The sequence below is a fragment of the Staphylococcus sp. FSL W8-0774 genome, from assembly GCF_038006785.1.
Taxonomy (GTDB): domain Bacteria; phylum Bacillota; class Bacilli; order Staphylococcales; family Staphylococcaceae; genus Staphylococcus; species Staphylococcus pasteuri.
The window spans coordinates 312,780-327,213 of sequence record NZ_JBBOVW010000001.1; the positions used below are offsets into that span (position 1 = coordinate 312,780).

13 protein-coding genes and 1 pseudogene are annotated in these 14,434 nt (G+C 32.0%); 10 read left to right on the forward strand and 4 right to left on the reverse strand.

Annotated elements, in window-relative coordinates:
• Positions 1-169: 169 nt before the first annotated feature.
• On the reverse strand, positions 170-727 hold the full coding sequence (locus NSQ15_RS01355; RefSeq protein WP_124760365.1) for a cell surface protein: 558 nt from the start codon (positions 725-727) through the stop codon (positions 170-172).
• A 304-nt stretch (positions 728-1,031) separates the two neighbouring features.
• Between NSQ15_RS01355 and NSQ15_RS01360 the strand changes: the two genes are divergently transcribed.
• Positions 1,032-1,964, forward strand: coding sequence for a hypothetical protein (locus NSQ15_RS01360; RefSeq protein ID WP_017636631.1), 933 nt, complete (start codon positions 1,032-1,034; stop codon positions 1,962-1,964).
• Between the two features lie 57 nt (positions 1,965-2,021).
• On the opposite strand, the gene NSQ15_RS01365 is transcribed toward NSQ15_RS01360, so the two are convergent.
• The gene (locus NSQ15_RS01365) at positions 2,022-2,453 is read right to left on the reverse strand and encodes a hypothetical protein (RefSeq protein ID WP_072291833.1); all 432 of its coding nucleotides are present in this window, start codon (positions 2,451-2,453) and stop codon (positions 2,022-2,024) included.
• 263 nt (positions 2,454-2,716) lie between these two features.
• On the opposite strand from NSQ15_RS01365, the pseudogene NSQ15_RS01370 reads away from it, so the two are divergent.
• A pseudogene (locus NSQ15_RS01370) lies at positions 2,717-4,054 on the forward strand (aspartate aminotransferase family protein).
• 73 nt (positions 4,055-4,127) lie between these two features.
• On the opposite strand, the gene NSQ15_RS01375 reads toward NSQ15_RS01370, so the two are convergent.
• A complete protein-coding gene (locus NSQ15_RS01375) occupies positions 4,128-5,582 on the reverse strand; it encodes an APC family permease (protein ID WP_070453056.1) in 1,455 nt (484 codons plus the stop codon).
• 332 nt (positions 5,583-5,914) lie between these two features.
• Here NSQ15_RS01375 and NSQ15_RS01380 point away from each other — a divergent pair, with 332 nt between their 5' ends.
• The 5 genes from NSQ15_RS01380 to budA all read left to right on the forward strand — a co-directional run bounded on the left by NSQ15_RS01380 (position 5,915) and on the right by budA (position 11,328).
• The gene (locus NSQ15_RS01380) at positions 5,915-6,601 is read left to right on the forward strand and encodes a YoaK family protein (RefSeq protein ID WP_017636628.1); all 687 of its coding nucleotides are present in this window, start codon (positions 5,915-5,917) and stop codon (positions 6,599-6,601) included.
• A 31-nt stretch (positions 6,602-6,632) separates the two neighbouring features.
• Entirely contained in the window at positions 6,633-7,514 is an 882-nt protein-coding gene (gene cidR, locus NSQ15_RS01385) for a cidABC operon transcriptional activator CidR (protein WP_017636627.1), read from the forward strand.
• Between the two features lie 346 nt (positions 7,515-7,860).
• The gene (locus NSQ15_RS01390) at positions 7,861-8,814 is read left to right on the forward strand and encodes an L-lactate dehydrogenase (RefSeq protein WP_017636626.1); all 954 of its coding nucleotides are present in this window, start codon (positions 7,861-7,863) and stop codon (positions 8,812-8,814) included.
• Between the two features lie 110 nt (positions 8,815-8,924).
• Positions 8,925-10,589, forward strand: coding sequence for an acetolactate synthase AlsS (gene alsS / locus NSQ15_RS01395; protein ID WP_070453060.1), 1,665 nt, complete (start codon positions 8,925-8,927; stop codon positions 10,587-10,589).
• Positions 10,590-10,623: 34 nt separating this feature from the next.
• On the forward strand, positions 10,624-11,328 hold the full coding sequence (gene budA / locus NSQ15_RS01400) for an acetolactate decarboxylase (RefSeq protein ID WP_154874011.1): 705 nt from the start codon (positions 10,624-10,626) through the stop codon (positions 11,326-11,328).
• Positions 11,329-11,391: 63 nt separating this feature from the next.
• Here the strand turns inward: budA and NSQ15_RS01405 are convergent, their stop codons facing one another.
• Positions 11,392-12,270: an oxidoreductase gene (locus NSQ15_RS01405; RefSeq protein ID WP_037555593.1), complete on the reverse strand. Its 879-nt coding sequence runs from the start codon at positions 12,268-12,270 to the stop codon at positions 11,392-11,394.
• Between the two features lie 76 nt (positions 12,271-12,346).
• Here NSQ15_RS01405 and panB point away from each other — a divergent pair, with 76 nt between their 5' ends.
• Genes panB through panD form a run of 3 tightly spaced genes read left to right on the forward strand, consistent with a single transcriptional unit; the run spans position 12,347 to position 14,394 of the window.
• Positions 12,347-13,165 (forward strand): 3-methyl-2-oxobutanoate hydroxymethyltransferase, encoded by an 819-nt coding sequence (panB, locus tag NSQ15_RS01410; RefSeq protein WP_117239228.1) that lies wholly within the window; start codon positions 12,347-12,349, stop codon positions 13,163-13,165.
• Positions 13,158-14,009, forward strand: a complete 852-nt coding sequence (gene panC, locus NSQ15_RS01415) for a pantoate--beta-alanine ligase (protein ID WP_117239229.1) — start codon at positions 13,158-13,160, stop codon at positions 14,007-14,009. Before panB ends, panC begins: the two co-directional genes overlap by 8 nt.
• Position 14,010: 1 nt before the next feature.
• Positions 14,011-14,394: an aspartate 1-decarboxylase gene (gene panD / locus NSQ15_RS01420; protein WP_070453069.1), complete on the forward strand. Its 384-nt coding sequence runs from the start codon at positions 14,011-14,013 to the stop codon at positions 14,392-14,394.
• Positions 14,395-14,434 lie beyond the last annotated feature (40 nt).

Genomic DNA, 14,434 nt, shown 5'->3' on the forward strand with positions numbered 1-14,434 from the left:
ATTGAATTTGTCTACAGATAATATATACCACGACATAGTTTTTTTATTCAGGTTGTTCTAAAATAGTAGGCATTTTTCAAAAATTCGTCACTATTTAAATGAGAAATTATATAAAAAATAGAGAGCTATCATTTTAAAAACGATAACTCTCTACATATATATATTGAATTTATGAGGTTTTTCTTAATTGTCTTTGGCTAATAAGTATTGTACCTGCAACAAGTGACAGACCAGCTAATGCTTCATTAGGTAATATATCTTTTTGGCCAGATTCAGGTAGTTCATCTGATTTTACATGACCAACATAGTAAGCATTTAACTCTTTTGTACTGTCTACAGATGTATTTTCTTGTTTAGCATGTTCTTTTTCGTTATAGGATTTTGAACTAATACCTTGTGCAGTATAATTATCTTTTGAATTTAAAGTACTATATTCTCCAAAGTTACCACTTTTATATTCAACTTCACCATTTTTATATACTTTATATGTTCCAACGCCAACACCAGATTTATTGTTTATACCAATGATGAAATATTGTCCTTTATCTTTAACTTGATTAAAGTTTTGCAAGTCGGGATTACCACCACTATTTGTCATAGCCTGTTTTGCCACTTGGACGGCATTGTTTGTTGTGACTTCCTCAGCTTTAGCTTCACTAGCAAATGATGTTGAAAAGAGAACAGCAGTTGCTAAAACAGTTGTTACTAGTATAGAGCGTTTCTTCATAATGAAAACCCCATTTCCAATTAGTGAATGATTTAATATTTCTTACATCAATAGTGTACCACCCATTTTTTATAAATAAGCTAATTTAAAGTAATCAACACTTAAACTTTAAGTTATGTTAAAGAACTTAATAATTCATACAGATGGGACTACAACGATTTAAATTGATGTTGAAAACAATACTATTGTTAAAGTTATGTAAATTACAACTATTGTGTAAATGGATATATGTTTTTGAAATAATGTAGTTTATAATAAAATTATAATGTAATGTATATACAAAAATAACAAAGGGGATTGTTTAATGAAAAAGGTAGCAGGGGCTTTATTAACAGCATCTTTACTTTTAGCAGGGTGCAGTTTTGGAAATAATGACAATGACAAAGGAAGTTCTAAAGTATCTGATGACTCAACTAGTGAGAGTAATAGTAACAGTGATAATAAATCGAATAACAATCAATCTTCACAATCTAGTAGTAGTTCAAATAATTCATCTTCAAATCATTCAAAATCACAACAAGAAGATACAAACTCTGAAGAATATTATGCTAAAGTTTGGTTAACTGCGCTAGATAGTTATAGAGGTTCTAAAGAAAGCCAATTTGAAGATTTAGAAATCCAACATGGAGATGCGTCAAATGGGCTCGTTAATCCATACATGCCTAAAAATTCTGCTCGTTTACCAGAAGGTACTCAAGTATTATTACCGAGTGTTAATGCAGCAGGTCAGGTTGTATATAAAAATAACAATGATGGCACAATCACACTTTATAATGTTCCATCACATTTCCAAGGAAAAGAATGGGTTACACCTAGTTATTCCGATAGAGAAACACAAAGAATTATAGATGAAGCGAAAACAGTTAAATTATATGATGCGAGTCAATCCGAAATTGATAAAATGTTAAAATACATGTCATCTGAAGAAGTTAAAGGTTTTGGAGAACCTATTGATGAAAATCAAGATTTTAGTGAATCAGACGATTCTGATGATAGTGATAGTTCTTCAGATTCTGAAGACACAACTGTAACGCGTGATAACGTGATAGATAAAGTTGAAGATTATGAAGGTCACAAATTAGATACTGACACATACACATATAAAGAACCAGAAAAGAATAGTGATGGAGAGTGGGGCTTCTCATTCACTGATAAAGACGGTGACCTAGCAGGATCATATATTGTTGACGAAGATGGTAATGTTACTAAATATGATGAAAATGGTGACGAAGAATAGAAAAAGTTAAATAAGCTAAAAAAGGTCGATGCATGAATTTGCGTCGACCTTTTTGCTTTATCTATATTTATTGTTCCTACTAATGAAACTGATACTGATATACATTAATAAAGTGAAAATAATATGTGCAATCATCCACCACATGTATTCTAACCAACTAAATGTGAAAAATGATCTTTGAGCAATACTAATAAGTAAAGGGTACATAATTACAAATATAATCATTAATGGTAGATAAGCTAAATGATAAAAATGTTTAGAAATATAATACAAAATCACAAAAACAATATAAATGCTAATACCAATAAATAGGTGAATAATTATCTCCATCCAAGTTGGTACATTTTGAGGATTAGTTAAAAAATCTATATTAAGTAACAATTGAGTTAAGTGCGTATGTTGTAAAAATAAGTCTATAACGACATTACTTATTAATAAGATAAAGGAAATGATTATAGCACTTAAAAAATGGTATAAAATTTTTAAAATAAATAACACATCCTAACAGTTATTTGATAGTAATGATTTCCCTATTTACTACTATTTATACACAAATATTTCAGTATAAATAGTAGTTATGATTATTTTTAGTTAGAATTTTCGGAAAATATTTACAAATCTGAAAAATATTAGTATATTGAGTACTATCATCAAATCGAAATCATTTTATAACTGAGGAATAATGAATATTATTTTATCTAATTAATTAACAGTAATGAAGTGAAGTTCAATCATGGAAGGATGATTTGATTATGAGTAAAGCGCACGACTTAATAAAAGAAGATGAGCAATATTTTGCTAAATCTGGAAGAATCAAATATTATCCTTTAGCCATTGATCATGGCTATGGTGCAACATTAGTTGATGTTGATGGCTAAGAATACATTGATTTATTAGCTAGTGCAAGTTCACAAAATGTAGGGCATGCACCAAAAAAAGTAACAGATGCAATTAAAAAACAAGTCGACAAATTCGTACATTACACACCTGCTTATATGTATCATGAACCATTGATTCGTTTGTCTAAAAAATTATGTGATATTACACCAGGTGACTACGAAAAAAGAGTGACATTCGGTTTAACAGGATCAGATGCTAATGATGGCATTATCAAATTTGCCCGAGCATATACTGGTCGACCATATATTATTAGTTTTACTAATGCCTATCATGGCTCAACGTTTGGGGCTTTATCCATGTCAGCGATTAGTTTGAATATGAGAAAAAGTTATGGACCGTTATTGAATGGTTTTTACCATATTCCATTTCCTGATAATTATAGAGGTTTATTTGAACAACCCGCTTCAAATACTGTAGATGAATATTTAGCACCACTTCGAGAAATGTTTGATAAGTATGTCCCAGCTGAAGAAGTCGCTTGTATTGTTTTAGAAACGATTCAAGGCGATGGAGGTTTATTAGAGCCAGTGCCAGGTTATTTCAAAGCTTTAGAAAGTATTTGTAGAGAACATGGCATACTCATTGCTGTAGATGATATTCAACAGGGATTAGGTCGCACAGGTACATGGAGTTCAGTTGAACACTTTGATTTTACACCTGATTTAATTACATTTGGCAAATCATTAGCTGGTGGATTACCTATGTCAGCTATTGTTGGCCGTAAGGAAATTATGGAGACACTAGAAGCTCCGGCTCATTTATTTACTACGGGTGCTAATCCTGTTAGTTGCGAAGCGGCATTGGCGACCCTTGAAATGATAGAGGAAGAACATTTACTTGAAGCAAGCACTGAAAAGGGTAAATATGTGCGTCAAACAATGGATCGATGGGTAAAAGATTACGACTGTATCGGAGATGTAAGAGGTATAGGATTATCAATAGGTATTGATGTCGTATCTAATTCTATAGAAAAGACACGTGATCCAGAAGCTGCATTAAAGATTTGTAACTATTGCTTTGATAAAGGCATAGTTATTATCGCAGTTGCAGGTAACGTATTAAGGTTCCAACCTCCATTGGTTATCACATATGAACAGTTAGATTATGCTTTAACTACAATTGAAAATGCGATAAAAGCATTAAATAATGGAGAATTAAATCAATATGAAATAGAGGGCCAAGGTTGGTAATCTATAGTGAAAATATCTAAAAAAAGAGAGTTCCACAAAGTGAATTAAACTTCGTGGAACTCTTTTTTTGTTTTTAAGATTTTTTAGGTGAGTGATATGCATCGTCACGGTCTTTTTTAGAATGTCTCATTCCATAAAATAGATAAATGATTATACCAACAATAAACCAAATTAATGTATATAATTTAGCTTCAAAACTTAATCCCCAGAATACTAATAGAACAAGGATAAAAGTTACTGCTGGTAATACTGGATACAATGGTAACTTAAACGATGGAACAGGTAAGTCTTTACCTTCACGTTTTCTAAGTTGATACATTGCTAACGAAACAAACATAAATGCTATTAATGTTCCAGCTGAAATTAATTGTGCTAAGAAAGCAAATGGGAACATTGATCCAATAATAACGGCGACGATTGTTAAAATAACTAAGGATCTATTTGGTAAATGTTTGTTGTTAAGTTTTCCTAACCAAGCAGGTAACAAACCATCACGTCCAAATGAATATAGCAATCTTGAACCTGCTAACATCATTCCAATTAAAGCAGTAAACATACCAATAACTGAGATAGCTTGTACTATAGCTGCAATAATACCATGACCACTTTCACGTAATGCCCAACCTACAGGCTCAGCATTATCAGCGTACTGACTGTAATGGAACATACCTACTAATACTAATGCTACCGCTACAAATAATATGACAGCAATGACTAAAGAACCTAAAATACCTCTAGGCATTGTTTTAGAAGGGTTAACCGCTTCTGCAGAGTTAGCAGCGATTGAATCAAATCCAATATATGCTAAGAAAATCATAGATACGCCAGCATAAATACCTTGCCAACCACCGAAATCACCTGCATCAGTTACTTTATGTTCAGGAATAAATGGAACATAATTGCTAAAGTTAAGGGCAGTTAAACCTACAATTACAAATAATATGATAGCTAATACTTTTAAAATTACTAAAATATTTTCCATACGAGCAGCTTCACTCATACCTCTTGATAAAAGTAATGCAGTTAAAATAATAACAATGGCAGAGACAATATCAATGACACCGCCATTACTACCTAATGGATTCGATAATGCTTTAGGTAATTCTATACCGAGAGGCTTAATTAGACCCCTTAAATTGGCCGAGAAACCAGATGCAACGAATGCAACGGCAATGAAGTATTCTGCTAATAAGGCCCATCCTGCAACCCAACCAAAGAATTCACCAAATAAGACATTGATCCATGAATAAGCAGAACCAGCAAAGGGCATTGTAGAGGCCATTTCTGCATATGTAAATGCAACTAATCCGGCTACAATAGCTGCTAATAAAAATGATAGAGCTACTGCTGGACCTGCATGTTCCGCAGCTACTACCCCAGGTAATGTAAATATTGATGTGGAAACGATAGTACCCACACCTAATGCAAGAAAATCACGAACACGTAAAGTTCTTTTTAAATGACCATCTTTACTTTGATAGATGGAAGGATCTTCTTTTTGTGTTAAACGTTTAAAAAAACTAGACATACTAAACCTCCGTAAATAAATGAGTTATATTTAACTGTCATTTTAATAATTTATATAATAGCATAAATCGTTCATATTTTGTCTAAAAATTCTGAAAAATTAAAACTTTCCGTTTTAATTGGAGGATATTGTTGACAAAATATTCAAATATAAAAGGATAAACTTGATTATAACAGAAAATAACTCTATAAAAAGTATTTTTTTAATAAATGTGAACTATATTTTAGCTTTTTACAATTTATTCTTTACAATAGAGTTATATTGAACTTATCAATAAAATAAAGATTATCACGTTTTAATATTTTAAAAGTAAAAAAATAGAGGCGATAAATGTGGCTTTAGAAAAATTTATTAGAGAGAATATATATCAAAGTAAAGAAATTGCCGTACTTCTTACCTTTGTAGGCGGATACATTGATGCATATACCTTCTTAACTAGAGGTGGCACACTGGCAGCCGGACAAACAGGAAATATTATATTTCTTGCGTCAGAGTTATCACATAGTGATTTAAATGGAGGAATGTTAAAAATTTCGTCAGTCATTTCATTTATGGTTGGTGTCATGTTCGTCTCTTTAATCCATCATCAAATGGCAACACGATATTGGAGATTAGTATCTTTAGTGCCTATCACATTAAGTTGTATTATTGTCGGGTTTTTACCTACTTCTGTTTCAAATTTATATATTCTCCCTCCACTAGCATTTGGTATGGCAATGCTTACAACATCTTTTAGTAAAATTGAGGGTGAAGGATATAATAATACCTTCTCTACAGGAAACATTAAGAATGGTGTCATTGCATTGAGTGAGTATATGTTAAATAGGGATAAGGCTCAATTGAGAAAGGCTCAACTTTACATTAGAATAGTATTAAGCTTTATTATTGGTGCCATCGTCTCAGCAGAAGTTCAACTATTTTTAGGAACTTATGCCATATTAGTTGCGGCAACAATATTGATAGTCATTTTTATATTTTACAGTTCATTAATTTATAGAAGAGAACATACAGCTGAATAACTACTAAACTTTAATTTAAGAGGTAAAAGCTATGGAAATAAAACAAATCAAATACTTTGTTGAAACAGTCAGACGTGGTGGTATGACACAAGCATCAGAACATCTATATATCGCACAGTCAACGATAAGTAAAGCAATCAAAAGTATAGAAAATGAATACGATATAACATTATTCGATCGTTCTCAAAAGCAAATCAAACTGACAGATATTGGTCAGACATTTTATGATAACAGTTTAGAATTTTTAGCGTTATTTGAAAAACTATCATTAGAGATGAATGATGTCATGAATGTGCAAAAAGGACATATTAGAATAGCCTTGTCACCAATGATGAATGTTCAATTATTTACTGATAGTTTGAATCAATTTCACCAGTTATATCCGAAAGTGACTTATGAAGTCATGGAAGGTGGAGGTAAAATAGTTGAGAACCTCACAGAAACAGATGAAGTAGATATTGGAATTACGACGTTACCTGTCGATGCATCATTATTTCATTCAGTTTCACTATATAATGAAGAGTTATTGTTAGTGGTTAGTAAAAATCATTCACTAGCACAACAAGAAAAAGTCGATTTAGCTGAACTTAAAGAGGAAGAATTTGTATTGTTCCATGATGATTATTATCTTAAAGATCAAATTATTGAAAACTGTAAGCGACTAGGATTTTATCCTAAGACTGTAGCTAATATATCTCAAATTAGTTTTATAGCGAATATGATTAGTCAAGGTATCGGAATTAGCGTGGTACCAGAGAGTTTAGTTCGTTTAATGGGAGATAATGTAAAAGCATTACAATTAGAAAATGCAGATTTATCATGGCATCTAGGTTTAATTTGGAGAAGAGATGCATATCTTAATTTTGTAACACGTGAATGGATTCAATTTATAAAAGACTTAAGAACGAAATAGACATTTAATTTAATATCAGAACAGTAAAAAATACTTTAATGGACATGTACATTGAAGTATTTTTTCTATTACTTTTTTCTATATCAAACCTATTCCTTTTTGGAATGTTATTAATCGAAATTATGTATTTTATTAATACTTAACAAACTACTATAATTAAGTGCGTAGGGAACTTAAAACCAACAAATTAGTGACGTTAACATCATTTGAACCCTTGTATGTTTACACACAAATATTAATAAAGTATATTTAAAATGAAAGTGGATTATATGTAATTAAATATATGTATGAGGCGATAACATATGCTTTGTATTCAGTCTCATCAAAAATGAAGGAGTTTTTCGATATGAAAAAATTTGGTAAAAAAGTTGTTTTAGTTGGAGATGGCTCAGTAGGATCTAGTTATGCATTTGCAATGGTAACTCAAGGTGTTGCAGATGAATTCGTAATTATCGATATTGCTAAAGATAAAGTTAATGCTGACGTTCAAGACTTAAACCACGGCGCACTTCATAGTGATTCACCAGTTGTCGTTAAAGCTGGAGAATATAGTGATTGTAATGATGCAGATTTAGTTGTAATTACAGCTGGAGCACCACAAAAACCAGGTGAAACACGTTTACAATTAGTAGAGAAAAACACAAAAATCATGAAAGATATTGTAACTAGTATTATGGATAGTGGTTTTGATGGTTACTTCTTAATCGCTGCAAATCCAGTAGATATCTTAACTCGTTATGTTAAAGAGTTAACTGGATTACCAGCTGAACGCGTTATCGGTTCAGGTACAGTATTAGACTCTTCAAGACTTAGATATTTAATTAGTAAAGAATTGAATGTAGCACCTGCAAGTGTCCACGCTTCAATTATTGGTGAACACGGTGATTCTGAATTAGCTGTATGGTCAAAAGCCAACATTGCTGGTATTTCAGTTTATGACACACTTAAAGAACAAACTGGTAGCGAAGCTAAAGCACAAGAAATTTATGAACAAACAAGAGATGCTGCTTATGAAATCATTCAAGCTAAAGGTTCAACTTATTATGGTATTGCACTAGCATTATTAAGAATTTCAAAAGCATTATTAAATAATGAAAACAATGTATTAACTGTATCTTCACAATTGAATGGTGAATATGGATTTAATGGTGTATATGTTGGTGTACCAACTTTAATCAATGAAAATGGTGCAAGCAAGGTTTATGAAACACCTTTAAGCGATCATGAAAAAGAATTATTCAAACAATCTGTTGAAGCATTAGAAACAACTTATGATTCAGTGAAACATCTTTTAGATTAATCTATCAGAATATACTTTAAATATTTTATCAAGTAATGGGGAATCATTTTCACACTGATGTTATCGTCACGATAAAATAAATATGTGAAAAATGGAAGGAAATGAATAGCATGGCAGACAAACAATATACTGCAGCCGATATGGTAATTGATACTTTTAAAAATAATGGTATTGAGTACGTATTTGGTATTCCAGGTGCAAAAATTGATTATTTATTCAATGTATTGGAAGACGACGGACCAGAACTTATTGTAACGCGTCACGAGCAAAACGCGGCAATGATGGCACAAGGTATAGGACGATTAACTGGTAAACCAGGTGTCGCACTTGTTACAAGTGGTCCAGGAGTGAGTAACTTGACTACTGGATTATTAACAGCAACATCTGAAGGAGATCCCGTATTAGCATTAGGAGGACAAGTTAAACGTAATGACTTACTTCGTTTAACACATCAAAGTATCGACAATGCTGCTTTATTAAAATATTCAACAAAATATAGTGAAGAAGTTCAAGATCCTGAATCTTTATCAGAAGTTATGACAAACGCAATGAGAACAGCGACATCAGGTAAAAATGGTGCAAGCTTTATTAGTATTCCGCAAGATGTCATTTCAGCACCAGTTCAATCTAAAGCAATCGCACATTGTGAAAAACCTAGTCTAGGTATTCCAAGTGAACAAGATATTAATGATGTGATTGAAAAGATTAAAAATGCTGAATTCCCTGTTTTACTTGCTGGTATGAGAAGTTCAAGTGCTAACGAAACGAACGCAATTCGTAAATTAGTTGAAAAAACCAATTTACCAGTTGTAGAAACGTTCCAAGGTGCTGGCGTGATTAGTCGTGAATTAGAAAATCATTTCTTTGGTCGTGTAGGATTGTTCCGTAACCAAGTTGGTGATGAATTACTTCGTAAAAGTGATTTAGTAGTTACAATAGGTTATGATCCAATTGAATATGAAGCAAGTAACTGGAATAAAGAATTAGATACTAAAATTATCAATATTGATGAAATTCCAGCAGAAATTACTAATTATATGCAACCAATGAAAGAATTAATTGGTAATATTGCAGGAACAATTGAAATCATTTCTAACAAAGTTGATGAACCATTTATTAATCAACAACATTTAGATGAATTAGAAAAATTAAGAGCGCATATTATTGAAGAAACTGGTATTAAAGCAACACATGAAGACGGTGTGTTACATCCAATCGAAATTATCGAATCAATGCAAAAAATGCTGACTGATGATACAACTGTGACAGTGGACGTAGGTAGTCACTATATATGGATGGCTCGTAAGTTCAGAAGCTATAATCCAAGACATTTACTATTCAGTAATGGTATGCAAACATTAGGTGTTGCTTTACCTTGGGCTATTTCAGCTGCACTTGTAAGACCAAATACACAAGTTGTTTCAGTTGCTGGAGATGGTGGTTTCTTATTCTCAGCACAAGATTTAGAAACAGCCGTGCGTAAAAATTTAAATATCATTCAATTAATTTGGAATGATGGTAAATATAATATGGTCGAATTCCAAGAAGAAATGAAATATGAACGTTCATCAGGTGTAGATTTTGGTTCAGTTGACTATGTAAAATATGCCGAAGCATTTGGTGCTAAAGGAATACGTGTCACTAACCAAGAAGAACTAGAAGCAGCTATCAAAGAAGGATATGACACTGATGGTCCAGTATTGATTGATATTCCAGTTAACTATAAAGATAACATGAAGCTTTCTACAAACATGTTACCTGACGCATTTAACTAATAAAGATGAACACGAATTAGGAGTGAAATTGTTTATGACTAATGTCTTATACCAACACGGTACATTAGGAACATTGATGGCAGGATTACTAAAAGGGACTGCATCAATTAATGAACTATTAGAACATGGTGATTTAGGAATAGCAACACTTACTGGTTCTAATGGGGAAGTAATATTTATTGATGGTAAAGCTTATCATGCTAATGAACATAAAGAATTTGTTGAATTAAAAGGCGATGAATTAACACCTTATGCTACAGTAGCAAAATTCACAGCAGATACGACTTATCAAACTAAACATAAATCATCTGAAGCGGTCTTTGATGAAGTGAAAGAAAAAATGCTTAGTGAAAATTTATTCTCAGCAGTAAAAATTTCTGGAGTATTCAAAAAGATGCATGTACGTATGATGCCAGGTCAAGAACCACCGTATACTCGTTTAATTGATTCAGCACGTAGACAACCTGAACAAACTGAAACGAATATCAAAGGTTCTGTAGTTGGTTTCTTTACACCAGAATTATTCCATGGTGTAGGTTCAGCAGGTTTCCATGTTCATTTTGCTAACGATGATCGTAACTTTGGTGGTCACGTATTAGACTTTGAAGTCGAAGACGTTAAAGTTGAAATACAAAACTTCGAAACATTTGAACAACATTTCCCATCATATGATGAAACATTTACAAATGCTGATATTGATTATAAAGATATTGCAGATGAAATAAGAGAAGCTGAATAATTATAGTAAAACTGAGGCGTGATCAATAACGTCTCAGTTTTTTTGTTTGTCTATAAAAATAAATTATTGTGAACTTGAATTTTGAATAATACGTTGTTGATAGCTAGATAAAAATGAATAAATAGTATCTAAATAAGGCGTATGTAATTGATGTTGTCGTGCCTTATTGTATATATAGCCCTGTATTGCTTCCATTTCTAAAGGCCGATTAGACATGATATCGTAATACATACTTGTTCCCATTTGATCAGGATAACCTTCATATATTGTCATAATAGAGTTTAGCGTGCTTTCATCAAAAGTGATTCCCTCAGCATTTGCTACTGTAATACCCTCTGAAATAATTTCTCTACAAATATGTTTAATATGAGCTGAATGCAAAATTTTAGCTGTATCTCGACCTACTGCTGTTATTGAATTAATTCCTAAATTGACTAATAGTTTATACCATATTTTTTGTTCAATATTATCTTCAAGTATTATTTTAATTTTAGTTTTGTTAGTTAACTTTTGTAATTGTCGTGTTCTTGTTGTATCTTTCAAATGAAGACAATAGTCTCTATAATGCACGATATTATTATTGTTTTTCTGACCACTGATATAGACTACAGCTTGATATGCATGTTCATAAGGAATTTTCTCTAGATATCCATATCCATTTTGAGCAAGGATAATTAATGTATTTTCATGTATGATTGAAGATAATTTTGAAAGTACAGAATCTAGTTGGTATGTTTTAACGGCAATGAATAGTACATCAAGAGGTTGAATTATATTTTGATAAGGTGTAACAGACATTGTGATTGCTTCTTTTTCATTTTCTGGGAAATAATGTAATTCTTGTCTTTTTTTACCAATTAATAAAGTGTCAGGATATTTCTTTTGTAATTCAATAGCTATAGTCGTTCCAACAGCTCCAGGACCAATAACACCAATTGTCATAATATTTATGCTTTCCTTTCTTGATTAGATTCATTATACTATTGCTAATAATATAGGAAATTGAGGATGAATTGAATTGAAAACTTTAGCTCAGTTAATTGAAATGAAACAAACAGGTAACAAAATTTCAATGGTTACTGCTTATGATTTTCCTAGTGCAAAACAAGCACAAGAAGCAAATATAGATATGATACTAGTGGGAGATTCCTTAGGGATGACTGTGTTAGGTTACGAAAGTACAGTTCAAGTTACAATAGATGATATGATACACCACGCAAAAGCCGTACGTCGTGGAGCGCCAGACACGTTTGTAGTCGTAGATATGCCAATTGGTACGGTTGGTATCAGTGATGAGCTGGATTTACAACATGCTTTAGATTTATACCAACAAACGAACGCAAATGCGATTAAAGCGGAAGGTGCACATTTAGCAACATTTATAAAAAAAGCGACTAGAATGGGTATTCCGGTTGTAGCACATTTAGGTTTAACACCACAAAGTGTAGGCGTAACAGGATACAAATTACAAGGTAGTACTAAAGAAGCAGCATTACAATTAATTGAAGATGCTTGCCTTATGGAAGAATCGGGTGCAGTTGCGCTAGTTCTTGAAGCAATACCTAGTGATCTTGCCCGAGTAATTAGTGAAAAATTGTCGATTCCAGTCATAGGTATCGGTGCAGGAAAAGACACTGATGGGCAAGTATTGGTTTATCATGACATGCTCAACTATGGTGTTGAACGTCATGCAAAATTTGTTAAGCAATATAGTGACTTTTCAATTGGTATTAATGGTTTAAAACAGTACAATGAAGAAGTTAAATCAGGCGCATTTCCCTCTGAAACACACACGTATAAGAAAAAAATTATGAGTGAGGTAAATAACAATGACTAAAGTGATAACAACGGTAAGTGAAATGCAAAATATTTCTAAAGAATATAAGACACACGGACAAACGATAGGTTTTGTACCTACTATGGGTGCTTTACACGAAGGTCATTTGAAAATGATGGAATTATCATCAGAATTTAATGATGTAACTGTAGTGAGTATTTTTGTTAATCCGCTACAATTTGGACCTAATGAAGATTTTGATGCATATCCTCGCCAAATTGATAAAGATGTTGAAATGATAGAACAAATTGATGTCGATTATGTGTTTTATCCAAGTGTAGAAGAAATGTATCCTGATGAACTAGGTGTAACACTTAAAATTGGTAAATTAGCACATGTACTTGAAGGTGCACAACGTCCGGGACATTTCGAAGGTGTTGTAACTGTAGTTAATAAATTATTTAATATTGTAAGTCCAGATTATGCTTACTTTGGTAAAAAGGATGCGCAACAACTGGCAATCGTAGAAAAAATGGTCAAAGATTTTAATCAGCCAATTGAAATTATAGGTGTGGATATTGTTCGAGAAAAAGATGGATTAGCAAAAAGTTCAAGAAATGTTTACTTAACAGTAGAGGAAAGACAAGAAGCGGTTCATTTAAGTAAGAGTTTGAAATTAGCACGTGAATTATATAATAATGGAGAACGCAATAGTTCAGTTATTATAGATGAAATTACTCAATATTTACTTGATTACACAAGTGGTCAAGTAGATGAAGTGGCTATCTATAGTTATCCAGAGTTAGAAGAACAAACTAAAATTGAAGGTCAAATCTTTATTTCATTAGCTGTTAAATTTTCAAAAGCACGTTTGATAGATAATATAATAATTGGAGCTGAATAAGTTGATAAGAACAATGATGAATTCTAAAATTCATAGAGCAAGGGTGACAGAAGCTAACTTAAACTATGTTGGAAGTATCACTATTGACTCAGATATTTTAGAAGCGGTTGATATATTACCAAATGAAAAGGTTGCAATCGTAAATAATAATAACGGTGCGCGCTTTGAAACTTATGTCATTGCTGGTGAAAGAGGTACTGGTAAGATTTGCTTGAATGGTGCTGCAGCTCGCTTAGTTGAAATAGATGATGTAGTTATAATTATGACTTATGCTCAATTAAATGAAGAAGAAATTAAGCATCATGCACCAAAAGTAGCTGTATTGAATGAACATAATGACATCATTGAAATGATACATGAAAAAGAAAACACAATTGTTTTATAACAGTGATAATTAAATATATAAATGCAAGTCCTAACAAATT